The organism is Streptomyces sp. CA-278952, assembly GCF_028747205.1.
In the GTDB taxonomy this organism is placed as follows: Bacteria; Actinomycetota; Actinomycetes; order Streptomycetales; family Streptomycetaceae; genus Streptomyces.
On record NZ_CP112880.1, the window covers coordinates 1,414,058 to 1,437,284 of the forward strand.

General features: G+C 72.2%; 22 protein-coding genes. 12 read left to right on the forward strand and 10 right to left on the reverse strand.

The window, feature by feature from the left end; translation table 11 throughout:
* Nucleotide 1: 1 nt before the first annotated feature.
* The 7 genes from N7925_RS06205 (at nucleotide 2) to N7925_RS06235 (ending at nucleotide 8,535) form a co-directional block, all read left to right on the forward strand.
* Nucleotides 2–1,261, forward strand: coding sequence for a TRAFAC clade GTPase domain-containing protein (locus N7925_RS06205; RefSeq protein ID WP_265598496.1), 1,260 nt, complete (start codon nucleotides 2–4; stop codon nucleotides 1,259–1,261).
* Complete coding sequence (locus N7925_RS06210) at nucleotides 1,258–3,726, forward strand: GTPase-associated protein 1-related protein (protein ID WP_274343292.1); 2,469 nt, start codon at nucleotides 1,258–1,260, stop codon at nucleotides 3,724–3,726. The genes N7925_RS06205 and N7925_RS06210 overlap by 4 nt, the downstream gene beginning before the upstream one ends.
* Nucleotides 3,726–5,360, forward strand: coding sequence for a TRAFAC clade GTPase domain-containing protein (locus N7925_RS06215; RefSeq protein ID WP_274343293.1), 1,635 nt, complete (start codon nucleotides 3,726–3,728; stop codon nucleotides 5,358–5,360). The genes N7925_RS06210 and N7925_RS06215 overlap by 1 nt, the downstream gene beginning before the upstream one ends.
* A 61-nt stretch (nucleotides 5,361–5,421) precedes the next feature.
* Entirely contained in the window at nucleotides 5,422–5,568 is a 147-nt protein-coding gene (locus N7925_RS06220; protein ID WP_274343294.1) for a hypothetical protein, read from the forward strand.
* A gap of 83 nt (nucleotides 5,569–5,651) precedes the next feature.
* Nucleotides 5,652–6,314: a vWA domain-containing protein gene (locus N7925_RS06225; protein ID WP_274346406.1), complete on the forward strand. Its 663-nt coding sequence runs from the start codon at nucleotides 5,652–5,654 to the stop codon at nucleotides 6,312–6,314.
* Nucleotides 6,311–7,207, forward strand: a complete 897-nt coding sequence (locus N7925_RS06230) for a protein phosphatase 2C domain-containing protein (protein WP_274343295.1) — start codon at nucleotides 6,311–6,313, stop codon at nucleotides 7,205–7,207. Before N7925_RS06225 ends, N7925_RS06230 begins: the two co-directional genes overlap by 4 nt.
* On the forward strand, nucleotides 7,204–8,535 hold the full coding sequence (locus tag N7925_RS06235; protein ID WP_265598501.1) for a protein kinase domain-containing protein: 1,332 nt from the start codon (nucleotides 7,204–7,206) through the stop codon (nucleotides 8,533–8,535). The genes N7925_RS06230 and N7925_RS06235 overlap by 4 nt, the downstream gene beginning before the upstream one ends.
* 65 nt (nucleotides 8,536–8,600) lie before the next feature.
* On the opposite strand, the gene N7925_RS06240 is transcribed toward N7925_RS06235, so the two are convergent.
* Together N7925_RS06240 and N7925_RS06245 are read right to left on the reverse strand one after the other, a co-directional pair.
* The gene (locus tag N7925_RS06240) at nucleotides 8,601–8,930 is read right to left on the reverse strand and encodes a hypothetical protein (protein WP_265598502.1); all 330 of its coding nucleotides are present in this window, start codon (nucleotides 8,928–8,930) and stop codon (nucleotides 8,601–8,603) included.
* A 62-nt stretch (nucleotides 8,931–8,992) separates the two neighbouring features.
* Complete coding sequence (locus tag N7925_RS06245) at nucleotides 8,993–10,474, reverse strand: hypothetical protein (RefSeq protein ID WP_274343296.1); 1,482 nt, start codon at nucleotides 10,472–10,474, stop codon at nucleotides 8,993–8,995.
* 228 nt (nucleotides 10,475–10,702) lie between these two features.
* On the opposite strand from N7925_RS06245, the gene N7925_RS06250 reads away from it, so the two are divergent.
* Nucleotides 10,703–13,222 (forward strand): GTPase-associated protein 1-related protein, encoded by a 2,520-nt coding sequence (locus N7925_RS06250; protein WP_274343297.1) that lies wholly within the window; start codon nucleotides 10,703–10,705, stop codon nucleotides 13,220–13,222.
* A gap of 52 nt (nucleotides 13,223–13,274) precedes the next feature.
* Here N7925_RS06250 and N7925_RS06255 read toward each other — a convergent pair whose 3' ends face one another.
* The 3 genes from N7925_RS06255 to N7925_RS06265 all read right to left on the reverse strand — a co-directional run bounded on the left by N7925_RS06255 (nucleotide 13,275) and on the right by N7925_RS06265 (nucleotide 16,019).
* Nucleotides 13,275–13,745, reverse strand: coding sequence for a hypothetical protein (locus tag N7925_RS06255; protein WP_274343298.1), 471 nt, complete (start codon nucleotides 13,743–13,745; stop codon nucleotides 13,275–13,277).
* Between the two features lie 48 nt (nucleotides 13,746–13,793).
* Complete coding sequence (locus tag N7925_RS06260; RefSeq protein ID WP_274343299.1) at nucleotides 13,794–15,260, reverse strand: eCIS core domain-containing protein; 1,467 nt, start codon at nucleotides 15,258–15,260, stop codon at nucleotides 13,794–13,796.
* Nucleotides 15,261–15,557: 297 nt separating this feature from the next.
* On the reverse strand, nucleotides 15,558–16,019 hold the full coding sequence (locus N7925_RS06265) for an ATP-binding protein (protein ID WP_274343300.1): 462 nt from the start codon (nucleotides 16,017–16,019) through the stop codon (nucleotides 15,558–15,560).
* 153 nt (nucleotides 16,020–16,172) lie between these two features.
* Here N7925_RS06265 and N7925_RS06270 point away from each other — a divergent pair, with 153 nt between their 5' ends.
* Both N7925_RS06270 and N7925_RS06275 read left to right on the forward strand, forming a co-directional pair.
* Complete coding sequence (locus tag N7925_RS06270) at nucleotides 16,173–17,063, forward strand: helix-turn-helix domain-containing protein (RefSeq protein ID WP_265598508.1); 891 nt, start codon at nucleotides 16,173–16,175, stop codon at nucleotides 17,061–17,063.
* On the forward strand, nucleotides 17,060–17,305 hold the full coding sequence (locus N7925_RS06275) for a DUF397 domain-containing protein (protein WP_265598509.1): 246 nt from the start codon (nucleotides 17,060–17,062) through the stop codon (nucleotides 17,303–17,305). Before N7925_RS06270 ends, N7925_RS06275 begins: the two co-directional genes overlap by 4 nt.
* A 15-nt stretch (nucleotides 17,306–17,320) precedes the next feature.
* Here N7925_RS06275 and N7925_RS06280 read toward each other — a convergent pair whose 3' ends face one another.
* Nucleotides 17,321–17,749, reverse strand: coding sequence for a hypothetical protein (locus N7925_RS06280; RefSeq protein ID WP_274343301.1), 429 nt, complete (start codon nucleotides 17,747–17,749; stop codon nucleotides 17,321–17,323).
* An 88-nt stretch (nucleotides 17,750–17,837) separates the two neighbouring features.
* A complete protein-coding gene (locus N7925_RS06285; RefSeq protein ID WP_274343302.1) occupies nucleotides 17,838–19,391 on the reverse strand; it encodes a hypothetical protein in 1,554 nt (517 codons plus the stop codon).
* 173 nt (nucleotides 19,392–19,564) lie between these two features.
* Between N7925_RS06285 and N7925_RS06290 the strand changes: the two genes are divergently transcribed.
* Complete coding sequence (locus tag N7925_RS06290) at nucleotides 19,565–20,038, forward strand: hypothetical protein (RefSeq protein ID WP_274343303.1); 474 nt, start codon at nucleotides 19,565–19,567, stop codon at nucleotides 20,036–20,038.
* A gap of 56 nt (nucleotides 20,039–20,094) precedes the next feature.
* On the forward strand, nucleotides 20,095–20,742 hold the full coding sequence (locus tag N7925_RS06295; RefSeq protein ID WP_274343304.1) for an SIMPL domain-containing protein: 648 nt from the start codon (nucleotides 20,095–20,097) through the stop codon (nucleotides 20,740–20,742).
* Nucleotides 20,743–20,820: 78 nt separating this feature from the next.
* Here the strand turns inward: N7925_RS06295 and msrB are convergent, their stop codons facing one another.
* From msrB to N7925_RS06310, 3 genes are all read right to left on the reverse strand, one after another.
* The gene (gene msrB, locus N7925_RS06300) at nucleotides 20,821–21,228 is read right to left on the reverse strand and encodes a peptide-methionine (R)-S-oxide reductase MsrB (RefSeq protein WP_274343305.1); all 408 of its coding nucleotides are present in this window, start codon (nucleotides 21,226–21,228) and stop codon (nucleotides 20,821–20,823) included.
* 50 nt (nucleotides 21,229–21,278) lie between these two features.
* Nucleotides 21,279–22,679 carry a UDP-N-acetylmuramate--L-alanine ligase gene (gene murC, locus N7925_RS06305; RefSeq protein WP_274343306.1) on the reverse strand — a complete coding sequence of 467 codons (1,401 nt, stop codon included), beginning with the start codon at nucleotides 22,677–22,679 and terminating at the stop codon, nucleotides 21,279–21,281.
* 69 nt (nucleotides 22,680–22,748) lie between these two features.
* Entirely contained in the window at nucleotides 22,749–23,201 is a 453-nt protein-coding gene (locus N7925_RS06310; RefSeq protein ID WP_274343307.1) for an indole-3-glycerol phosphate synthase, read from the reverse strand.
* Between the last annotated feature and the right edge of the window lie 26 nt (nucleotides 23,202–23,227).

Genomic DNA, 23,227 nt, shown 5'->3' on the forward strand with positions numbered 1-23,227 from the left:
CATGACGAGCGTCATCTGTCCCTACTGCTTCGACCGCGCACCGGCCGCGCGCCTGCCGTACCGCTGCCTGATGATGGCCACCGGGGTACGCGGCGGCGACCCGTGCGACGCCGAACCCGACGACGTATGGGCCGGCTTCATGGGGCCGGGCATGCCGCCGTCGCGGCGGCTGCGCGGACCGGTCTTCCCCGCGCCCCGCACGCTCGCGGCCCTTCGGGGCTCCTCGACCCGGCAGCCGTGCCCCCGTTGCGGGGTGGCCACCTCGGTGCGGGTCTGCCGCGGCTGTCACAACGACTTCCCCAGCGAGTACTGCGACCAGGACAGCCGCATCATCGCCCTGGTGGGCGCCAAGGCCTCCGGCAAGAGCACCTATGTGTCGGTGCTCGTCAACGAACTCCGGGGCCGGGTGGGCCGGGAGTACGACATCTCCCTGCCGGCGATGGGTGCCGAGACCCAGCGCCGCGACCGGGAGATGGAGGAGGACCTCTACGAACGGCTGCGGCTCCCCGACACGACGCGCCCGGCGGCGATGGGCTTCAACGACCCGCTGCTCTACCGGCTGAGCGTGCCGCGCCGGGGCCGGTACGCCAAGGGCAGCAGACACACCACCCTGGTGTTCTTCGACGCGGCGGGCGAGGACCTCAAGAGCGAGGAGGCGATGGCCAGATACACCCAGTACCTGGCGGCCGCCGACGGCATCATCCTGCTCGTCGACCCGCTCCAGATGGGTTCGGTGCGCGACCGCAGCGCGACCGCCGACGGCCCGCCGCTGCCCGCCGTCGAGACGTCCCCGCAGCAGATCGCCGCCGGCCTCGCCGCCCAACTGCGCTCCCACGGACGGAGTGTGTCGCGGGGCCGGGTCACCACACCGATGGCCGTCGCCGTGACGAAGACGGACGCGCTGAGGCCGCTGCTCGGGTCGCATTCGCCGCTGCTGCGCAACGCCGATCACACCGGCGGCGAACAGGACGACGACGACCGGCTCGCCGTACACGAGGAGCTGCGGTCCCTGCTGAGCGACTGGGACTCCGGGGTGCTCTGCCGCCAACTGGAGAACGACTTCGCCGAACTGTCGTACTTCGGCCTCTCCGCGCTGGGCGCTCCGCCGCCCGCCGGCGCACCGGCCGACGCACCGAAGTCGGGACCACAGCCCCTGCGGGTGGAGGACCCGCTGCTCTGGCTGCTGGGGCGGCGCGGCCTGATCCAGGTGCGCAGGAGCCGGCCGGAGAGCCGGGACCGCACGGGGAAGGCCGGCTCATGAGCCTGGGACAGCTGCACTACACCTCGGCGCCGCCCGGCCCGGACGGCTCGGGCTTCCGCTTCACCGCGCTCACCCCGGGGCTGCCGCAGGCGGTGCTCCGGGAGGCGGAGCAGATCATCGGGTACGAGCCACCCCGGAACGCCCCGTCCCGCCCGTCCCCGGCCGAACTCGGCGCCTTTCCCACGGCGTTCAGTTACAGCGAGCTGTCGGACGGAAGCAGACTGCTGGCCCGCACGGTCTACACGGGCGCCGATTACAGCGGGCGCTGGGGCAACTTCCACGCCCACGCGGTGCACCTGGCCCCGGGCCGGTATCTGCCGGACCGGGCCCTGCCCGTCAGCGCCTGGGAGTCCCCCGGCTGGGCCACCGCCACTCCCGAGTCAGGCGCACCGCCGGCCCTGGCCGCCCTGCCGCCCTCCGCGCTGCTGGACCCGGCCGGGCTGGTCGCCTTCGCCGTCTCCAGGGAGCCCTGGCTCGCCGCCGTCTTCACCGACCTCCAGCGCCAGGCCGAGGACGAAGCAGCCCCACAGGTCGTCCTCGTGGAGCGGGACAGCGCCGATGTCGCGCGCTGGGTGGCCCTGGCAAGCGCGGTGCTCCCCCGGGACGACGCCCACCGGCTGACGTTCACCACCTACTCCCGGCGCCCGCACCTCGCCGGGCAGCGCATCATCGGTGTCCTGCCGGACGACGCCCACGGGCTCGCCGGTTCGGGGCGCCGCTACCGGGTCCACGACTGTGCCGTCCCGCCCGTCCCGGACGGGCCGGAGCCGAGCCTCTGGGCCGTGGCCGCCGCCCGGATGTGGTCGGCCGGCGCCTTCGGGCTCCTCCATCACGCCCATCAGCTCCCGGGAGACCCGTTCACCGCCGGCCCCGTGGCGGCGCTCGCGCTGTGCGCCGGTATCGAGCTGCCGGCGCCGCATCGCACGGCGGCGGCGCAGTGGGTGTGCGAGCACCCCGCCGAGCTGGACGGCGAGGATCTGGACCGGCTCGTCCACACCCTGGCGACACCCCGGCAGGAGGCGGCGCCGGCGGCCGAGATCACCGCGCTGGCCGAGCTGTTCGCACGGGTGGGAGGCAACCTGCGGGCGGAGGCCGCCGCCCCGCTCGCCGCCCGGCTGCTGGTCGCCGCCGTCCGCTCCGCCGATCCGGTACGCCCGCCGCGCCGCGAGACGCTGACCGACCAGGTGGCCCGGCAGCTCGCCGCCGAGCTGGGTCCGGAGCTGCGGGCCGGGATCGAGGACGCGGAGAGCGGCTTCGCGCGCCCGCTGCGGCTGCTGCGGGTGGCCGGTCTCCTCGATGTGGACTGCTCCGACCTGGTACCGCTGCTCGCCCACCGGCTGGCGTCGGCGCTGCTGGCCGATCCGTCCGTGTACGGGGGTGGGCTCCACGAGGCCCTCCCGGAGCTGCCCGGCCTCCACAGCGCCCTGCTGCGGGAGCTCGAAGCGGCGGCCCAGGCCGGTCCGGCCACCGTCACCGTGCTCCTGGAGCGCGCTCCTGTACCGCTGGAGAGCGGCGAGGCCCTGCCGTATCTGCGCATGTGCGGCTGGGCGGCCCGTCGCCCGGCCGGGGGCACGGACGGGGACCGGACCCGTGAGCTGCGGGCCGTGCTGGAGGCGGCGGGCGTCTCCGTCCTCGCGCGTCCGCCGCTTCTCCGCATCGCCTACCGCCTGGTGTGGGGCTCCACCGCGCCGACGCCGGAGGAGGCCAGGTACGACCTGCTGGAGAGGGGCGCGGGGCTCCACCACGCGGCGGGGACCTGGCCGTTCCTCGTGACGGCCGCCCTCCACGGCCGGCCTGGGGACCCGCAGGCGGACGAGCTCGCGCACGACCTCCTCAAGGCCTTCCCCGAGCAACTCCAGGACCGCGACCGGGCGGCGCTCCTGCTGCTGGACTTCTCGCGCGACCTGCGGGCGGGCGCCGCTCCGCCCGGCTGGGTCGACCGGGTTCTCGGCCTGCGGAGGAGTGCGGAACCGGTGAACCCGCCGGTGCTGGAGCGCGTCTTCGGCGTTCTCGCGCACCGTCTGCTGACCGACCACGGCGTGGGCCACGAGCTGGACGCCCTGATCCGCAGCGGCGACGCCGACCTCTGCGCGGCCTACGAACGGGCGGCCCGGGCCGAGGAGGTGGGGAGCAGGCTGCTGCGCGACCCGGACTACTTCGCGGACCTCTTCGTCGGCTGGAACGCCCACCCCCAGGCGGGCGGCGGCTGGGGCCGGGTCCGCGGCGCCCTGCTGGACGGGGTGCTGCGTCCGGCGGCGCGGGCGCTGAGCGCGGAGGATCTGGCGGCCGTCGAGACGGCGCTCTCCACGAGGGGCGCACGGCACGCGGAGGACTTCCGCGCCTGGAACCGGCCCGGTGCTCTGGGCCGGCTCGGGCTGCGGTTCGGCGGGCGGGACGGCCGTCCGGGCAAGGCGTCGTCCCGCCGTCGGGGCTTCGGGGACCGCGACCGGGACGGTGGCGTCTGATGGGCGGGCCGGCCGGGGCGGCGGTCTGGCTGACGGTGGCCGTCGGGGCGGGTGTGTGCCTGTTCCGCGCGTTCTGGGAGTTCCTCGCCCTGGCGCTCGGCGCCTCCGTGAAGGTCCTCGGCCCCCGGACCCCGGGCACTCCCGATCCCCGGGTCCCGCCCGTCGGATCCGAGCCCGCGCAGCGCGCGTACTGGTCCCGGCTCATGTGGGTGGACGCGTCCACCTCCACCCGGGCCGCCGCCTCGGTCATCCGGCGCCGGTTGCTGGGCCGCTGGATGGCCGTCACGGCCCGGCGCATGTTCACGGGACGGCAGCCCTCCACCGGTTACGGCGGCCACTGGCTCGCCCGCCTCGGGTTCGTCCTCGTGGCCCCGGGCACCGCGCTGGGCGCGATCGCCGGGGCGCTCCTGGTCTCGGCCGTCATGGTGCTGATCCACCTGGTGATGTGGCTGCTGGTCGGGCTGGTGGGGCTGGCCGCGGTCGCCGGGGTCGCCGTGCTGCGCGGTGCGGACCGGGCCGGCGCCCTGGTGCGGCGGATCCGGATGAAGTGCCCGTACCCCGGGTGCTACCGGCCCTTCCCGCTCGCCGTGCACCGCTGTCCCGGCTGCGGATCGGCCCACCGGGAGCTGCGCCCGGGCAGGTTCGGTGCGCTGTGGCACGTCTGCGCCTGCGGGCGCCGGATCGTCGCCGTCTCGTCGGCCGGGCGCGACCGGCTCGCCGTCGAGTGCCCGCACTGCGACCGGCCGCTGCCGGCCGGGATCGGCCGGGAGCGCATCGTGCACGTACCGGTCATCGGTGGGACCTCGTCGGGCAAGACGATGCTGATGGCGGCCGCGGTCGCCGGGCTGCACGCGGGGGGCGGGCGGGGCGCGCCGAAGGTGTCGTTCGCGACGGCCGACGACCGGCGTGACGTGGTCGATCTGAACAGCCAGCTCAAGAACGCCGGTTGGGTGCGCAAGACTCAGGGCGGCCAGCCTCGCGCCCTGATGCTGCGGGTCACCCACCGCCGCAGACGCCGGCTGCTGTACCTCTACGACCCGATGGGTGAGTCGCTGTACGACGTGGACTCCACGCGCCGCCAGGAGTATCTGGCCCACGCCGACGGCGTGATCCTGGCCGTCGACGTCCTGGCCGACCCCCAGGTGCGCCGTTCCCTCTCGGCGGAGGAGGAGGAGCTGGCACGCGCGGCCCATCCGTCGGATCCGGGTCCGTGGCAGACGTACCAGACCTTCACCGGTGAGCTCTCGGCGCTGGCCGGACGACGGCGGCGTGGCCGGCTGCCGTTGGCGGTGGTGGTCACGAAGCGGGACGTCCTGGACCGGATCGAGCGTCTGCGGGTCCCCCCGACGGGGGTCGGCCCCTGGCTGGCCACGGTCGGCCTGGACCCCTTGGTCCGGGACATCGGGCACCGGTTCCGGACCCGGCGGTTCTGGGCGCTCAGCGCCTACGCAGCCACCGGGACGGGTCCGCTGGTCAGCGAGCAGCAGCGGGCCGCGGAGGCGGTGCTGTGGATCCTCGCCCGCACCGGACTGCGCGTCGGCAAGCTGCTGCCCGAGGGGGGTCGCGAGGAGCTGCCGACCGGGTCCGTGCCGCACCCGCGCGATGCCCCCGCACAAGATCGTTCAACCCGCTGACGGAGCCGGACGCGGTCGTTAAGGTCGGTCAGGTCCGAGAAGAGAGAGACGGTTCACGGCTATGCCGGTCGTTACGCCGAACATCGCGCGGGGGCGTCGGCTGCTCCTCACCCTGTTCGTCCTCGCCTGCCTGGCGGTCCTCGTCGGGCTGCTGGCCTGGGGTTGGGTTCTCCTCGACGACCAGGTGACCGAGGCGCTCGGCGAGTGACGACACCACGTACGCACCACGGAACGAGGACGTGCACACCATGACAAGGAGGGCTTCGAGTGAGTGACATTCCCGGCGGTCCCATGGCGAACCGGCCGGTCCACTTCATCTGGCTGCTGGACTGCTCCTACTCCATGCAGGGCGAGAAGATCGGACAGCTCAACTACGCGATCCGGGAGGCGGTTCCCGAGATGCGGTCGGTCGCCCATGACAACCCGGCGGCCCAGCTCCTGCTGCGTACGCTGACGTTCTCCACGGAGACGCGGTGGCACCACAAGGACCCGGTGCCGGTCGACGACTTCACCTGGCAGGACGTCCAGGTCGACGGCACGACCAACCTGGGCGAGGCGCTCGAGGTGGTCTCCCGGGAGCTCCAGACGCCGCCGATGCCGCAGCGGGCCCTGAAACCCGTGCTGGCCCTGGTCTCCGACGGGGTGCCGACGGACGACTGGAAGGCGGGTCTGCGCGCGCTGGACGCCACCCCGTGGGGCAGGAAGGCCGTGCGGGTGGCCATCGCGATCGGGGCGGACGCCGATCGCAGTGTCCTCCAGGAGTTCCTGGGCAACCCCGAGCTCCAGCCGTTGGACGCCAACAGTCCCAAGCAGTTGGCGGCGGCGATCCGCTGGGCGTCGACCGCCGCGGTCAAGGCCGCGTCGCAGCCGGTGGCCGGCCCGTCCGACATCACGGTCAAGCAGCCGCAGTACGCGCCACCGCAGTTGGACGACGACGATGACGACGTCTGGTGAGCGCTCCTGAGCAGCCGCTGTGGGAGACGCTCGAGCACAGCGTGCGGGGAGTGAACAAACAGATCAACCAGGACTGGTACGCCGCCGAGGGATCCGGGACGGAAGGTGATCCGTTGATCCTCTCGGTGGCGGACGGCCATGGCTCGGCGGTGCACGCCCGCAGCGAGATCGGGGCGCGCTGTGCTGTCGACCTGTTCGGCCACCAGGCCCGTACGTTCGCCCAACTGGCCCGCGCCGAGGGGCCGGACGGAGCACCCAGCCTGAGCTGGCTCATGAACTACGCGCGCAACGAGCTGCCCCGGCAGCTGGTGGCCGCCTGGCAGGAGAGGGTGCTCGCCCACTGGGACCACAACCGGGGGACGGTGGACCCGGCGGCCGAGCCGCCCCGCAAGGACCAGAAGCTGCTGCTGTACGGGGCCACGCTGGTCGGTGCGGTGCTCACCCCGCGGATGTTCGCGGCCTGGCAGCTCGGCGACGGCGAGCTGACGGTGACCGACGCCGACGGAGCGATCGCGCTGCCGCTGGCACCGGTGGAGGCGGATCTCGGCGACGAGACCGAATCCCTCTGCAGCCGCCAGGCATGGAAGATGATCCGGGTGCACTGGGCCCCGGTCGTCGCACCGGACCGCACCCCGCGGATGATCGCCCTGTCGACCGACGGCCTGTCCAAGAGCTTCGCGTCCGACGAGGGCTTCACCCAGTTCATGACCGGCCTGGACCAGCGGCTCTCGAAGGACGGCCGCACCGACGGCGTACGCGACGCCCTGCCCGGATGGCTGGCCGAAGCGGCCCGCTACTCCGGTGACGACACGACCCTGGTCGCTGCCCGGCGGCCCGACCTCATCGCGGCGGACGACAGCGCCGCGGCGGACGAACGACGGAGTGACGCATGAGCGGCATGCTCGACGGAGGAACGCACCTCACCGCCGATGACGGGGAGTCCGTCCGCGTCATCGACATGCTCGGAGCCGGCGGCCAGGGGGAGGTGTACCGGGTGGAGACCCCCTCCGGCGAACGCGCCCTCAAGTGGTACTACCCGTCCTGCGCGACGCCCGAGCAGGACGCGATCGTACGGGAGCTGGTGACCCGGGACTTCGACGACGACCGATTCCTCTGGCCCACGGCGTACGTGCCCTCCGGCACGGGGGCGTTCGGCTATCTGATGGATCTGCGCCCGGACCGGTTCAAGGGGCTGCCGGACCTCTTCCGCCGCAGGCTGCGGACCACGACGCGCACCCTGCTGACCGCCGCCCTCTACACGGTGGAGGCCTACCAGGCCCTGCACTCCCGGGGAATCGCCTACCGGGACATCTCCTGGGGCAACATCTTCTTCGACCCGGCCACGGGCGACGTCCTGGTCTGCGACAACGACAACGCCGTGGTCGAAGGGGACAGCAGCGGGATCTCGGGGACGATGGAGTTCATGGCGCCGGAGCTGGTGCGCGCCGAGCCGGGGGCCAGACCCGGCACCCAGTCGGATCTGCACTCGCTGTCCGTGCTCCTCTTCATGCTTCTGATGAACCATCACCCGTTGAAGGGCAGGCAGGAGTTGGAGATCCACTGTCTCGACGAGGCGGCGGAGAAGCGGCTGTACGGGAAGCGGCCCCTGTTCGTCTTCGACCCCGACGACACGGCGAACAGCCCCGACCCCGTCGAACAGTCCACGGTCCTGGACACCTGGGCGGCGGCTCCTCCGGCTCTCCAGGACCTCTTCACGCACAACTTCACCGTGGGGCTGCACGAGCCGACCGCCCGGGTGCGCGAATCGCAGTGGCGGGACGCGCTGCGGTCCGTCCTGGACGCGGTCGTGGACTGCGCCGACTGCGGCCGCCAGAACATGACGCAGCCCGGGGCGACCACCGCCGGGTCCTGCTGGTCCTGCCGCAGTGCCCTGGTCCTGCCGCCCCGGCTGAGCATCATCACCCGCCTGCCCCGGTCCGAGCGCCATGTCCGGCTGCGACGGGCAGCCCGCGTCCATGAGCATCACCTGGCGCCGGAGCCGTCACGCCACGACTACAGCGACGCCACCCTGGTGGCCGAGCTGACCGAACACCCCAGCAGGCCGGGCAAGTTCGGGCTGGCGAACCGTTCGTCGACGAGCTGGACCGGCACGCGTTCCGACGGCACCTCGCAGGAGATCGCCCCGGGCCAGACCGTTCCGCTCCGGGCGGGCCTGCGACTCGATCTCGGCGGGGCCCAGGCAGCGGTCCACGCGAAGTGAGCCGAGTAGGCGTGGCCGCCGGGACGCTTCCCCGGAGGCCACGCCGTACGGCCCGAAGAGCTGGGTCAGAGCCCGAGCAGCTGCCCGATCTCCTGCGCCAGGGCGATCCCGCCGCTGCCCGCCGCGAGCCCCACCGTCAGGGTCTCCAACGCCTGCCGAATCCGCCCTTGGTCGGCGGGGCGCCCCTCCTCCCCCGCCCGGACCAGCTCTCCGCGCACGATCTCCGCCTGCGCGGCGAGCTCCGGCCGTGCCGTATCCCGGCGCACGAGCTGTACGAGGTCGGCGGCGAGCTTCAGCGCTTCGGCCGGGGGTGTGCCGTAGGTGACCTGGATCTTTCCGTTGTCACCGAAGTTGCTCGGGCCGGAGATGTCGCCGTGGAAGTTGTAGGTGCTCATGTCTCTCCTGGTGGTCGGTCGCGTGGTGCCAGGGCTGGTGGTCGGTCGGGTGGTGCCGGGGCTCAGGGAGAGCCGCCCCCGGCGGCCGCCGGCGCCTGGGGTCCCTGGCCGTAAGCGGCGGAGATCTGTCCGTTGTTGCCGATGTTCGACGGGCCGGTGATGTCGCCGGAGATGTTGTACGTCTGGGTGTTGATGACCTGCTGGGCCCGGTCGAAGGAGCTGGTGTCCACGTTGTGGTCGGTCAAGAACCGCTCGGTCGCGATGAGCACCCCCTGTTGGAGCCGGTGGAGAAAGTCCTGCGAGTCCGTGCGCTCCGAGTGACCGAGCTGGTCCCATGAGGCGACCCGTTCGCGCAGGCTGTCCGTGGCGCCGTAGTCGTACAGCGCGCGCTTCTTGGTGATCTCCTTGCGCCACTTCTCCAGTGCGCGGGCGCGCAGCCTGTTCGCGGAGTTGCGGCGTGCGATCCGCCCGGGGGCTCCGGTCAGCGCGGACCAGGTGTGCGAGGTGGCGAACCGGATCAGGCTCCAGACGCGTTCGAACCCGTCGCGCGGGAGGTAGTCCGATCCGTAGTAGCGGGCGTGCACCGGGGGGATGCAGTAGGCGGCGACCTCCCAGGAGAGGCTGGGGTGCTGGAGCCGGGCCCGCAGGTGCATCGAGACGATGACCCGGCCGCCCTCGCCGACCCGTTCCAGGCTGAGGTAGGTACGCGTCCCCGCACCGGGTTTGAGGAGCCCCGCCTTGACCAGAAGGGGCGGGATCTCGCTGTTGGGCGGACGCAGCCGGTCCGGCAGCACCTCGTCGCCGAGGTAGTAGACCTGGGGTCCGAGCACGTAGAGCCGGTTCTGCGCCCGCAGCCCTTCGAGGCCGGCGAGTTTTCCCAGCTCCCGGGCCAGGTAGGTGTGGAGGTCGACGGCGTCGAAGGGGATCAGGGTCTTCTTGCCGCCGCCGGGGGCGTCCGCGGGGCGGCTGATGTCGATCGGCTGCCAGACCGTCTCCTTGATCTTGCTCCCGCTGCCGACGAAGGGGTTCTCCCGCTCCGCGCTCCGGGTGTACGGCATCATGTTCGGCCGCCGCAGCGCGCGCAGCCGCTGCTCGACCTCGTCGGCCACCTCGGGTACGAGGTCCTGGGGGCGGGTGGCGGAGAAGCGGGCTTCGAGGGCCGCGGCACGCCCCTGGGCCTCGGTCCGGCGCACCAGCCACCAGGAGCAGCCGAGCACGAGCGGCAGAAGCGCGGCGGCCCCTGCCGCCACGCCGGACGAGCCTGCGACCAGGCCGCCGACCGCGCTCAGCACGGCGAGCCACCAACCCGCGCAGAGCCAGGCCAGCCTGCGGTCGCGGAGGTCCGTCCGCCGGGTCGCGCGGGCCGCGTGGCGCGCCAGCGCGAGCAGGTTCACGCCCAGCGGCAGTCCGGTGGCGGTGAGGCGGTCCCCCGAGAGCTCCTGGTGCGCGTACCGGGCGAACCCGTCGTCCAGGTGCACCGACGAGCACAGCAGTCTGGTGGTCGCGTCCTTGTCGTACGTCGGCAGAGCGGGCACATGCCGCATCGCATCCCCCTTCCGGTGCGCCCGGGCCGGCGCACCCCCGCACAGTCTTCTACACCACGGCCGGGCGCACGTCCCGCGACGGCCCTCGGGGCAGCGCCTGACGCAGCGTAGGGATTCTGTCCCCGTCCTTGATAACGTCGCCCCCGCGGCTGCGGACTTCTTCCCCCGACCCCAGCCGTACGGGGAGGGCACGGGGATCGGGCGCGGCAGGACGAAGAGGGCCGACAGATGAGCCTTGCACAGGTGCACTACACCTCGGCCGCGCCGGGGGACGAGGGAACGGCGGGCCGGTTCACGGCGGTCGGCCCAGGAGTGTCGGGTGCGCTGCTGGCGGAGATCGAGCCCTTGGTGCGCTACGAGTTTCCCGGGGGCGTCCCGGACCGGCCGTCCGGCGACGAACTGCGCTCGCTGCCGCAGGCGTTCGGATACTTCGTGCTGTCCGACGGCAGTCGGCTGGTGGCACGTTCGGCCCCGGTACGGGACACGGGCGGCCACGCGGGGCCGGGCGTACGGTTCCACGCGCACGCGGTACACCTGCCGCCGGGGGTTCCGCTGCCGGGCGACCGGCTGCCGGTCGAGGCGTGGCGGTCGCCGCACTGGGTGGCGGTGACGCCGGACGGGGCGATACCGGACCCGTTGACGCTGCCGCCGGGTCCGGCGGCGGTCTCCGAGGGCCTCGACGACTTCGCCGTCTCGCGCGGCCCCTGGCTCGCGGCCGTGCTGGCGGATCTGCGCCGGGCGAGCGACGCGGAGACGAGCGGCGGCAGGCCGGTGGTGCTGGTGGAGCGGCAGTGCGCGGACGTGGCCCGGTGGCTGGGGCTCGCGTCGGTCACCCTGCCGAGGGAGAGCGCGGAGCGGCTGACGTTCACCACGTACACCCGGCGGCCGGAGAGTTCGCCGTCGCGGGTGGTGGGGGTGGGGCCCGAGGACGCGGCGGAGGCACGGGCCGCGGGGCTGCGGGTGCACGAGTGCGCGGGGCCGCCTCCGGCCGACGTCGGCCCGGCCGACGCGTGGGCGGCGACGGCGGCACGGGTCTGGCGGAGCCGGTCGCCGGAGCTGTTCGGTGAGGCGCGGGAGCTGCCCGGGGAGCCGTTCGCGGCGGGCCCGTTGGCCGTGACCGCGCTGTGTGCGGGGGTCGAGCTCGGGCCGGACGGGCGTGCGGCGGCGGCCGGCTGGGCCGCCGATCGCCCGTACGCGCTGGACGCCAAGCGCACGGGCCAGTTGGTGGAAGCCCTCACCTCGCCCGCCGTCGACGACCGTACGGGCCCCGAATTCGACGCGGCCGGGCGGCTGTTCGGCGCACTGGAGGGCCGTTGCCCGGCCGCGGTGACCGCCCCGCTCGCGGCGATGCTGGTCACGGAAGCGGTACGGGGCGGCAACGGCTCGCTGGAGCTGCCGCACCGGGAGGCGTTCGCCGGTCCGGAGGGGGCGGAGGTCGCTGAGCGGCTGGGTCCGGAGATCCTGACCGAGCTGGCCGACACGGTCGGCTCACGCTCGGTGGGGCGCACCATACAACTCTTGCGGGTGGCGCGGCTGTTGGACGTGGACGGCAGGGAGTCGCTGCCAGGGGCCATTGACCGGCTGGCGCCCGCTCTGCTGGCGGAGGCGGCGGCGCACGAAGGCCCCCCGGGCTTCGCACCGGCCCTGCTGGAGCTGCTGGACGAGCAGTTCGAGGTGCGGACGGCGCTGCTCGGCGCGCTGGACCGGATCGCGCCCGAGGACCCCGGGGCGGTGGCCCGGTTCCTGGAGCGGGTCACGCTGCCGTTCACGGGTACGCAGGCGTTGCCGCATCTGCGGATGTGCGCCGAGGTGCCGGAGGCGATGGCGACCCTGGGCGGTGACCGGGCGGCGGTGTGGCACCGGGTGCTGCGGGCGGCCGGCCTCTCCCCCTTCGCCGAGCCCCTGGTCCTGCGCACGGCGGCCGGCCTGGTGTGGGAGGACCGGGCCCCGACGGTCGGGGAGGCCCGGCTGCTGCTGGACGCGGCCACCTCGGACGCGCACCGCGCGGCCGGTACCTGGGCGCGCCTGGTGGACGCGGCGCTCGGGGCGTCCACCGGTGGCACGTCCGCCGCCGGCGCCCCCACCGCCGGCACGTCCACCGGTGGCACGTCCGCTGCCGGCACGTCCGCCGCCGGCACGGACGAGGCGGCCGGGCTCGCCCACGACCTGCTGCGCGGCTTCCCCGAGGAGATCGGCGGCCGGGAGCGGGCAGGACTCCACCTGCTGGTCCTCGTCCGCGAACTGCGCACGGGCGCCCCGGAACCCGGCTGGGCGGAGCGGGTCCGCACGCTGTGCGCGCAGGCGGAGCCGGTCGAACCGGCGCTCCGGGAGCGGGCGCACGCGGCCCTGGTCGAACGGCTGCTGGCCCCGGACCGCCCGGGGGCGGAGCTGTACGACTTCGTCCACGGCGACGACGCCGAGCTGATCGCCGCGTACGACCGGGCCGCCCGGACGGAGACCGTACGGGCGCGGCTGCGCACCCAGCCCGCCTACGCGGCGGACTGCTTCACCGTCTGGACGGCCCACCCGCACGCGGGCCGCGCCTGGCCGCCGGTGGCCGCAGCCCTCCTCGACGACGTCCTGCGCCCCGCCGTACGCGCCCTGTCGGCCGAAGCCGTGGCGGAGGTCGAGGAGACGGTGGGCCGCACGGGCAGCAGCGGCCGGGCCGACGCCTTCCGCGACTGGAACCGGGTCAGCGCCCTGGGGCGGCTGGGCCGCCGGATCGCGGGGCGGGTGCGGCGGGGGTGACTCCCGGCCCGCTTGACGCCCGACGTCCTGGGATGCCTGCCCGCAAGGCGTCTCAGCCGTAGGCGGCGGATTCCCAGACGTCTCCTGCCTTCAGTCCCCCCGTCCAGGAAGGGTCGTGCACACGGATCGTCAGCCGGGCGTTGGGCAGGCGGGAGTCATCGCTCCACAGTTCACGCCAGGCGTCTTCGAAGGCCGCCTGCCAGGCAGCCGCGTCCCGGGAATCCAGACCGCGGGCGCGCAGCCCGTCCTCGATGCGCTGCTTCTCGGCATGCTCGGCGAACGGAGAGTTGTGCAGATCACCCACCGTGACGCTCTCGATGATCTCCTCGGCCGCGCCGGGGACATCGTCCCGCCCGCGTACGCTCGCATCACCGGCCGCGCGTTCCCGACCGTCGACCAGCAACCGCAGGGCGAAGATCGCACGGTCCGAGGGAGCACCGCTGTCCGGGTGCGCCGAGGTGAGACGGAGCGTCAGCTCATGCCCGTCGACCTTTTCGACTCGCGCTTTCCACAGGCTCGACACAGGTAATCCTTCCGTTTCCGCTGCACACATGCGCCTCCCGGAGGGAGATCACAGGTACAGCAGACCAGCGGCCATGGCGTGGACGAGGGTATCCAGCCCCTCTGCTCCATATCCGTGGTTGGTGATACGCATGTCGAACGTGGTCACATTCCTTTGCGCCGCCGCTGCGCGAGCGCTGGCCCGGGGAGGAGCGAAAGGGATCCGCCTGAAGGCCTCGGCGATGTCTGCGGGACTGCTTCCACCGTTCAGCAGCTGAAGGAATTCAGCTCGCCGCGAGGGGCCCGCGATGGAGTGGAGGAAGTCGACGTCGTCCGTGTTCCAGACCGATGCTGTTTGTTTGGTGGTGCAGCCGGTGTACTGCCGCAGAGTGGGCAGGTCCAACTGGCTCAGGGGCAGGCGCTGCCTGGTGTCGGTCGGCTGCGGGTGCTTGAACGAGAACGTCGATCCCCGGTGCTTCCACTGCCAACTGCCCTGGGCGGCACTGTAGGTCTTGTGATACACCGTAAGCTTGCTGGGAAAGTTGGGTGCGGCCGCCTGCTGAAGAGCCGTTGTATTCGGCTGGGGATTGTTGGCGTACTCCACTTCGACGCCGAAATACACGTGATCCTGTGGATTCAGGGCAGCTGCGGCGACGTCGCGTTTGAGAGCTGCTTCGAAAGTTCTCTCGTACGTCTGATTGTCCGACCCGTGGGCGGGCACCAGGTTGTCGGCGGAGCCGGGCCCGCCCGCCACGTTGTTGACCAGATGGAACCGGATCCAGGAACTGGTCTGCGCCAGGGCACGGATGTAGTCGTAGCCCGGCGGATCTGCGAAGGGAATACTGCCCGTGGTAGACCCGTCATTGATCATTTGCGCGGTGACAGCTCTGTTGGAAGAGTCCGGGGTCGCCCAGAACCGATACCCGTTCGGCACGGCGTTGTAGTCCAGGACGCGCTGCACGGTCTCGTTCCCCGCGGCGGGTCGCGGGCCGTCTTCCGGCGCCGGCACGGGCGCTGTCGAACCCGCGCGGGCGGGCGCGCGCATCACCCGCGTGGCGTTGGCCTCCGCTTCGCGCTCATACCGGTCCGAGGGGTCGGAGACCTTCAGCCCGGACCCGTTGTCGGTTCCCGCCACGGAGCCTTGGCGTTGCTGGATGACGTGGGTGAGTTCGTGGGCGAGGGTGTGCTTGTCGGCGCCACCGTCACCGATGACGACATGGCTGCCGGATGTGTAGGCACGGGCTCCGACCTCGGCGGCGGAGGCTTGGGCGGCGCGGTCGTCGTGGATGCGGACATCGGAGAAGTCCGCGCCCAGACGTGCTTCCATATCGGAGCGCGTGGCCCCGTCGAGTGGCTTCCCCGGTCCGCGCAGGACGTCATGGACGGTGGAGCGTTGCACCGCGGGCTGCTCGGCCTGCGGGTGGCCGCAGCCCTCTCCGTGCTGGTGCCGCTCCGGCAGGGCCCGGGGAGGGCCGCCGCCGCCCCGCCGCAGCATCTGCACGACCGCCGCATTGCCCGCGCGGGCCTGCTGCGCCATCAACCCCTCCAACGGCGTTCCGGCCCGCCCCGGCGCGGCGGTTTGGCGGGGCGAGGGCTGCCGGACCTGTTCGTCGGCCTTCTGCGCCGAGTCGTTCCGAGGGCGGCTGGGTATCACACGAAAGCCTTTCGGGCAAGTCTGGACAGCGGACCTGTTGACCCCGAATCCTGGACACGGGCTTCCCGGACACGGGTTACGCCTTTCGTGACAGCGTAGTTGACGGTGTTTCGGAACCTGGCTCGCATGCGATGGGCGATTTCAGTCATTCCGAAGCCACTCCGACCACTGGCCTCAACGTCAGTAGAGCAGGTCCAGCTCCGCCCGGACCGTCTTGCCCGGGTCGCGGTCGAGAACCACCCAGCGGTCGGCCAGGGCGTCCACGATCAGCAGCCCGCGCCCGCTGTCGGAGCTGTCCTCCGGCGCGGTGATCTCGCCGGGCCCCGGCGGCCGGCACTCGCCCCGCGTGTCGGACACCTCGATGCGTAGGAGGCCGGGCGTCTCCGGGTCGCCGGGCAGGTGCGACAGGCGTAGTTCGAAGTCGCGGTCGGGGACGCGGCCGTGGGTCGCGGCGTTGGCCGTCAGCTCGCCGATGATCAGGGCCGCCGACTCCGAGGCGTCACTGAGGTACGGGATGCCCCAGGTGTGCAGCTTGTGCAGCCCGACGCGGCGGGCGAGCCGGGCACCGCGTGGATCGGCGTCGAATTGACGCTTGAACACACGTACGGTTACGTCGGGTTGGGTCTTCGTGAGTGCTTCCATGCCCCCAGATTCCGGGCCCCGGCCCCTCTCCGCCAGGTCAGGAACTCGTACGCTGAGTCAGCGTACGGGTGCGAAGGGTAGACGGTACGCGTCACGTTCCGTGAGCATGGACGGGTCGCGGACCAGGACAGGCGCACGGGGAGGTAGCCGTACATGACGCACGGCACGGACGGCATCGACAGCATCACCACGTACGGGACTTTCGGCAACGGCGGCGGACGCGGCGGCGTCGGGGGCGAACCCGAACCGCAGTACATCCTCAAGATGTTCGGAGAGGTGGTCAAGACCTTCCGCAAGCGGGCGCGGCTGACGCAGGAGCAGTTCGCCCCGCTCGTCGGGTACTCACTGGAGACCGTCGCCTCCATCGAGCAGGGCCGTCGGCTCCCGCCTCCGGACTTCGCGGAGCGCGCGGACAGCCTGCTCGACGCGTTCGGCGTGATTTTGGCGGCGGCAAAGCACCTGACGCGGCGGAAGGGGCTGGCGAGCTGGTTCCGGCAGTGGGCGCAGCTGGAGGTGGGGGCGCTGAGCCTGTACACGTACGAGTGCCGGTTGATTCCGGGGCTGTTGCAGACGCCGGCGTACGCGCGGACGCTGTTCACCGACCAGTTGCCGCCGCTCGGTGACGAGCAGATCGAGGCCCAGCTCGCGGCTCGGCTGGAGCGCCAGCAACTCCTGCGGAGCCGGCCCAACACCGCGTTCACCTTCATCCTCGAAGAGCATCTGTTCCTGCGGGACTTGGGTGGCGCGGAGGTCACCAGTGAGCTGATCGACCACGTCCTCGACCTGTCCAAGCTGCGCAATGTGGACATCCAGATCATGCCGCTCGTACGGCATCACCATGCGGGGCTGGACGGGCCGATGCAGTTGCTGGAGACGCAGGATCACCAGTGGTTCGGCTATCTGGAAGGGCAGGAGCACGGACAGTTCGTCTCCGACCTCAAAGTGCTCAGCGCGCTCCAGATGCGGTGTGCCAGTATGCGTTCACAGGCTCTCTCGTTGGACGACTCCAAGAGCCTGATGCGGCGGATGCGAGGAGCGAGATGAGCACCACACCCCTGGCCTGGTTCAAGAGCAGCTACAGCAGCGGCTCCGGAGACTCCTGCGTGGAGGTCGCCCTGGAGTGGCACAAGTCGAGCTACAGCGGCGGCTCCGGAGACTCCTGCGTCGAGGTCGCCGCCTGCCCCTCCACCGTCCACGTCCGCGACTCCAAGCTGGACGAGAGCCCCCAGCTCGCCCTCGCCCCGACCGCCTGGACGCATTTCCTCGCGTACGCCGCCCAGGGCTGAGCCGACAGCCTGTGGTCAGCGGTCGTCGGGACGCCGCCCGAAGGCGGCCTCGATGACGGCGGCCAGGTCGGCGGCGGGGACGACGGCGCGGACCGTGGCAAGGACATCCGGAAAGTCGGCGTCGTCAATGGAACCAAGGTGTTCCTGGCGCAGACCATGGATGACCGCGACCAGTTCGGGCCTCAGCCGCATCCACGCGCGGGAGGTCCTGACCTCGGCGTCCACCCGGTCCATGAACCAGCGCATGACCTCGTACGGGATGTCCAGATCCCCGGCCCGGGCATCGAAACTGAACGTCGGCTCGCGCGCCGGGTCCTCGTCGGGGACGATCGCCATCACGAGGGTCCGGTGATCCCGGACGAGGTCCAGTTCCAGGTACCAGGCTTCGTCGGGTACGGAATACACCTCGGTGATCATGTAGTCACGGCCCAGGTGAGTGAACATCGGCCCCGCACCTTTCTCCTGATCCGGCGAATGCCGGGCGTCTGAGCCACCCGGCCCGCATTCCGGCGGGCCCACGGTCGAACACGGCTCAGGCGGCAGGCCCGTTCCACCGATGCGCCGGCCCATGCCTCCGGGACACCAGCTCCAGCATCGCCTGCGGCGGCAACGACGGATTGGCGGCTGCCGCTTCCGCCACCTCCGGGTCGGAGTCGGTGAGCAGGCCCACGATGACCGGTGGCGGGAGAGCGGGGTGCCCGGCCGCGACGGGCCTCGCCCTTTCATTCTCCAGGCAGGCGAGCAACGCGGGAGCCGTCGCTCTGCGGTGCCGGGCGATCTCCCGGAGCGCCTTGTGCACCGGCGGTTCGTGCCGGGCCAGCGCGTCCAGCAGCTCCGGGGGCGCGTCCGGGTTGGCGGCGACCTTGGCGAGGACCCGGATGCCGTGCCGGTCGGCCATGGAGCGCAACCGCGCCGCGGAGAGGCCCGGGTGCGGGGCGATGGACTTGAGCACCTTCGCGTCGGGGTCGGCCGCCAACGCGTCGCGTATCCCGGCCGGAAGGTCGCGCCGCCGGGCCACGAGCATCCGTACGACCGGGTCGGGCGACCGCGCCAGTTCCGCGGTCTCGGTGGCGGAGGCGGTGGCGATCCGGGGCAGCAGGGTTTCACCGATCTTCGTCGTGCCGGCCAGATGGGTGAGCACGTCCAGGGGGACGCGGGGGTGGTGCGCGAGACTGCGGCGCACGTCGGATGAGCGGTCATGGGCCAGTACGCGGATCAGGTCGTCGTCGAGCGCGGGGTTCGCGGCGAGGTCCGCCCGTACACCGGGTACCGGGTCCGCGGCGAGCCGTCGGCACACCGTCGGCGGCAGGTCCGGGCGGGCCGCGAGGGACCGGCGCAGCTGAGTGGAGGAGTGTTCGGCGAAGACGACTGCGGCCTCGGTCGGCGTGGCCGGGTTCCGCACGGCCGCCTGCCACAGCTGGTGGGTGACGGACTCGTGGGAGCCGTCGCACGCGGCGTCCGGGAGCAGATCGCAGTCGGGCCTCGGGCACTGCCGGCCGTGCGTGAACGGAATCTCCTCACGGTCGCAGACCAGGCAGCGGAGCACGGGGGGCAGTCCTTCGCCGGTGATCAGCGCCGCGAGTGTCTCCGCAGGCGTCGCCTCGTTGGCCGCCACCGCACGTCGGACCTCGGCCTGGGGGTGTCCGGCGAGCCCGGCGGCCACTTCCGGATCGGCCCACTCGGCCAGTTCCGCGACCACGCGGACGTCCGGGTCCGCGGCGAGCCGCTCCACGACATCGGGCGGGAGGCCGGGGCAGCCGGCCAGCTTCTCCCTTCGCCCGCCGTCCGGATCCGCTGCGAAGAGGCGCGCCCACTCCGGCCGGCCGGCCCGTTCGTCGAGCAGGGCGAGGGCGGCCATCGGGTGCACCGCGGGATCGATGTCGGCGGCGGTCAGGCGGCCCCCGTACGCGAGGCCGACCGCGCTGTCTCCCACGCGGGAGACCAGGGCGACCGCTTGGTCCCGGCCGAGATCCGCGCGGCGGGCGAGGGTTTCGGCGAGGTCGGCGTCCGCGACCGCGATCAGCCGGTCGACCGCTGCGGACGGCAGGGACGGGTTGGCGGCGAGACCGCGCAGAACATGGTTCACAGAGGCATCCTGCCGGTCCCCCGGCCGAAGGGCCCGCGGGTTTCCGGGTTCGCCCAGGGCCCGCCTGAAGCCCGCCCGGTCCGTGCGCCGGTGCCGGGCGGGTAACGTAAGGAGGTACTGACTGATTGACTCATGGGCCTCCTGGCGGGCTGCGTGAACCCAGGAGGAGCAACATGACGACCAACCGTGGACGCAAGGACGTCATCCGTGACCGGATGGCCGCCACCGGCGAGTCGTACAACGTCGCCGCCCGCAACCTCAAGGCCATGAAGGACATGGGCGCGACCCGCGAGGCCGTCCTCGTGCAGCGCTGGACGCCCGCCGACTCCCTCGACGTGCCGTGTCCGTGCGGCGGGACCTGTGAGCCGGGCGAGACCTGTGATCACTGCCACGCCCGCCACCGTCACGTGAAGCGCTATCCGGGCTCCACCACCGAGGTCGAGACCTGGGCCGACCGCTACGAGTGCACCGGCTGCTCCTCCTCGTACACCCTCACCATCCACCTGGCCGGACGGCCCTGGGGTGTCGCCGAGACCGTCGTCCAGGGCGGGTCGGCCGAGGAGGTCGTGCGGGCCCGGGTCTTCCCCGGCGTGATCCACCCGCTGCTGCGGTCGGAAGCGTCCGACAGCGGGGACGACGAGCAGTGATCCACTGTCCGTAAAGGGCACGTGCGTACGGTCCCCCTGCTGCTTGGATGAGCCGTATGAGAATCGACCAGTCCGTAGAGACACCCTGGGGCATATCCGTCTTCGGCGCGGCGAGCATCAACGCCGCCCCTGATGTGGCGCGACTCCGGGTAGCGATCAAAGAGACCCGGCAGCAGGCCGGCGAGGCGTTCGAGGTCACCCGGCGCGGCGTCAACCAGGTCCGGGAGGTCGTACGTGGCCACGGCGTGCCGGACCGGCACGTGTCCACGTCCCGGCTGAACCTGGAGTCCTCCTACGTCTACGGCGGCGAGCGCAAGTTCGTCGGCTACGAGTGCACGGCGTCCTTCGTGATCGAGCTGCGTGCTCTGGACACACTGGAAGCCGTCCTGGTCGACGTCGTGGAGGCCGGGGCGAACGAAGTCGGCGGCGTCGAGTTCGACGTGCGGACGAAGAAGGAGCTCCGTGCCGAGGCACGCAGGGCCGCCGTGGCCGCCGCTCGTGAAAAGGCGGCGCTCTACGCGGAAGCCGCCGGGGTCCGGCTCGGTGCGGTCATCCACATCAAGGACGTGGACTCCGAGCAGCTCCAGAACAGCTACCGCTCGCACGGCAGGAGCACTGAGGGCGACGGCGAGGGAGATCTCACGCCCGGCAGGGTCACGGTGACCGCGGGGGTGGTCCTCGGCTTCTCGATCATCGAGAGCTGAGACGACCCGGTCCGGACGGCACCGCCGGAGCCCTTGCCCCCACACAGCGGGGCTCCGGCTCCGGTCGGCCGTCCCGGCTCAGCTCTCGTCCGGCGCCAGGGTCAGCGAGATCGAGTTGATGCAGTAGCGCTGGTCCGTGGGGGTCGGGTAACCCTCGCCCTCGAAGACGTGGCCCAGGTGCGAGCCGCAGCGGGAGCAGCGCACCTCGGTGCGGACCATCCCGTGGGCGCGGTCCTCGACCAGCTCGACCGCGTCGGTGTCCTTCGGGTCGTAGAAGGACGGCCAGCCGCAGTGCGACGCGAACTTGGTGTCGGAGCGGAACAGCTCCGCCCCGCAGGCCCGGCAGGAGTAGACGCCCGCCGTCTTGGTGTCGGTGTACTCACCCACGAAGGCGGGTTCGGTGCCGGCCTGGCGCAGCACCGCGTACTCGGCGGGGGTCAGCTCTTCCCGCCACTGCTCGTCCGGCTTCTCGACGTCGTACGGCACGGCTCGCTCCTCAGCTCGACAGGTGGTCGCTCGATCCGGTCGCCACTCGGCTACCGGCCGCTCGACAGGTGGTCCAGGATGCGCGGGCCGAGGTCGGTGACATCGCCCGCTCCCATGGTGAGAACGAGATCGCCGGGCTTCGCCATTCCCGCGACGGCGGCGGGGACGTCGGCCTGGTCGTGGACGGCGGTGACCTGGGCTCCGGCCTCCTTCGCCGCGTCGATGATCAGGGCGCTGGTGATGCCGGGGATCGGGTCCTCGCGGGCCGGGTAGATGTCCAGGACCACGGAGGCGTCGGCCAGGGCGAGGGCCTGGCCCATCTCGGTGCCCAGCTCCTGCGTACGGGAGAACAGGTGCGGCTGGAAGACGACCAGGATGCGGGCGTCGGCGGCCGCGCCGCGCATGGCCTCCAGGTCGGCGGTCATCTCGGTGGGGTGGTGTGCGTACGAGTCGATGACCTGCACGCCCGCCGCCTCGCCCTTGAGCTGGAGGCGGCGCTTGACCCCGGTGTACGAACCGAGGGCCGAGGCCAGGTTGTGCGCGGGGATGCCGAGGGCGACCCCGGCGGCGAGGGCGGCGACCGCGTTGTGGGCGTAGTGGCTGCCCGGGACCGAGACGGTGAAGGTCAGGAACTTGCCGTTGAGCAGGACCGTGACCTCGCTGGTCAGGCCGCGCGGGGTGACCTTGTGGACGCGTACGTCGGCGTTCTCGGCGGAGCCGTAGGTGACGACCTTGAGCTCGGAGAGGTCGCGGACCCGGCGGGTCAGCTCGATCGCGCCGGGCTGGTCGGCGGAGATGACGAGGGTGCCGCCGGGGACGACCTTGCCGACGAACGTCTCGAAGGAGTCGTAGATCTCGTCCATCGAGGCGTAGTTCGCGTGGTGGTCCAGCTCGACGTTGAGGACGATCGCGACCTCGGGGTCGTACTTCTGGAAGCTGCGGTCGCTCTCGTCCGCCTCCGCCACGAAAATGGCCCCTTCGCCGTGCGTGGCGTTGGTGCCGGGGCCCTCCAGGTCGCCGCCGATGGCGTACGAGGGGGCCATGCTCAGCGAGGAGAGGGCGACGGCCAGCATCGACGTCGTGGTCGTCTTGCCGTGGGTGCCGGCGACCGCGATGGAGCGCAGGCCGTTCATCAGGGAGGCCAGCGCGTCGGAGCGGTGCACCACGGGGATCGCCAGCTCGTTCGCGCGGAGCAGCTCCGGGTTGTCGGCGCGGATGGCGCTGGAGACGACCACGCAGGACGCGTCGTCGGCCAGGTGGCCCGCCGCGTGTCCGATGTGCACGGTCGCCCCCAGCGCCCGCAGGGACTCGGCGGTGGCGGACTCCTTCGCGTCGCTGCCAGCCACCTTCGCCCCGCGCTGGGCGAGGATCTTCGCGATGCCCGACATTCCGGCGCCGCCGATGCCGATGAAGTGGGGTCGTTCCATGGCGGCGGGAATGCCGGGTGCCATCTGTGCTCCTGCGTGGTCGCTGCGGTTCGGACGGCGGCCGGGGGCCGACCCGGACCGCGCGGCCTCAGCCTATTCGCTGTGCGCGAAGAGCTTGAGCACCGGGACGCCGACCTTGTGCCGGGCGCGGGAGGCCCAGTCGCGGTGGAAGAACTCCTCCACGTAGTGCGGGGCGGTCAGGACGATGACCTCGTCGGCGCCCGCCTCCTCGACGACGGTCGTCAGTCTGTCCAGGGGGTGATTCTCGATCACCTGTCCGACCGCCGCGGAGCCCGCGGCGCGCAGGGCCCGGAGGGAGTACTCCAGGCCGATCTGTGCGGTCTCGCGGGCCTCGTCGCCCTCCGGCTCCTCGCCCTCGCGGACCGCTTCCTTCAGCTCCCCCATCGCCACGTCGTCGATCGCGCGCAGCAGGACATCGGCCTGGTCGCCGCGCGGCTGCAACAGAACGACGAACGAGATCCGCTCCTCGCCGTGGAGGGTGGTGACGAATTCCACGTCCTCGGGAGTGAGCGGCTTCTCGATCATCAAAACGCTTGTGAACACGACAGGCG

Excerpts from the sequence above, each read along its gene's own strand:
- N7925_RS06215 (WP_274343293.1), top strand. The coding sequence starts at position 3,726 with ATGGGCGGGCCGGCCGGGGCGGCGGTCTGGCTGACGGTGGCCGTCGGG.
- N7925_RS06260 (WP_274343299.1), bottom strand. The coding sequence starts at position 15,260 with ATGGCGCAGCAGGCCCGCGCGGGCAATGCGGCGGTCGTGCAGATGCTG.
- N7925_RS06225 (WP_274346406.1), top strand. The coding sequence starts at position 5,652 with ATGGCGAACCGGCCGGTCCACTTCATCTGGCTGCTGGACTGCTCCTAC.
- N7925_RS06275 (WP_265598509.1), top strand. The coding sequence starts at position 17,060 with ATGAGCACCACACCCCTGGCCTGGTTCAAGAGCAGCTACAGCAGCGGC.
- N7925_RS06240 (WP_265598502.1), bottom strand. The coding sequence starts at position 8,930 with ATGAGCACCTACAACTTCCACGGCGACATCTCCGGCCCGAGCAACTTC.
- N7925_RS06235 (WP_265598501.1), top strand. The coding sequence starts at position 7,204 with ATGAGCGGCATGCTCGACGGAGGAACGCACCTCACCGCCGATGACGGG.
- N7925_RS06295 (WP_274343304.1), top strand. The coding sequence starts at position 20,095 with ATGAGAATCGACCAGTCCGTAGAGACACCCTGGGGCATATCCGTCTTC.
- N7925_RS06280 (WP_274343301.1), bottom strand. The coding sequence starts at position 17,749 with ATGTTCACTCACCTGGGCCGTGACTACATGATCACCGAGGTGTATTCC.
- N7925_RS06205 (WP_265598496.1), top strand. The coding sequence starts at position 2 with ATGACGAGCGTCATCTGTCCCTACTGCTTCGACCGCGCACCGGCCGCG.
- N7925_RS06265 (WP_274343300.1), bottom strand. The coding sequence starts at position 16,019 with ATGGAAGCACTCACGAAGACCCAACCCGACGTAACCGTACGTGTGTTC.
- N7925_RS06290 (WP_274343303.1), top strand. The coding sequence starts at position 19,565 with ATGACGACCAACCGTGGACGCAAGGACGTCATCCGTGACCGGATGGCC.
- N7925_RS06270 (WP_265598508.1), top strand. The coding sequence starts at position 16,173 with ATGACGCACGGCACGGACGGCATCGACAGCATCACCACGTACGGGACT.
- N7925_RS06210 (WP_274343292.1), top strand. The coding sequence starts at position 1,258 with ATGAGCCTGGGACAGCTGCACTACACCTCGGCGCCGCCCGGCCCGGAC.
- murC (WP_274343306.1), bottom strand. The coding sequence starts at position 22,679 with ATGGCACCCGGCATTCCCGCCGCCATGGAACGACCCCACTTCATCGGC.
- N7925_RS06310 (WP_274343307.1), bottom strand. The coding sequence starts at position 23,201 with ATGATCGAGAAGCCGCTCACTCCCGAGGACGTGGAATTCGTCACCACC.
- N7925_RS06220 (WP_274343294.1), top strand. The coding sequence starts at position 5,422 with ATGCCGGTCGTTACGCCGAACATCGCGCGGGGGCGTCGGCTGCTCCTC.
- N7925_RS06250 (WP_274343297.1), top strand. The coding sequence starts at position 10,703 with ATGAGCCTTGCACAGGTGCACTACACCTCGGCCGCGCCGGGGGACGAG.
- N7925_RS06245 (WP_274343296.1), bottom strand. The coding sequence starts at position 10,474 with ATGCGGCATGTGCCCGCTCTGCCGACGTACGACAAGGACGCGACCACC.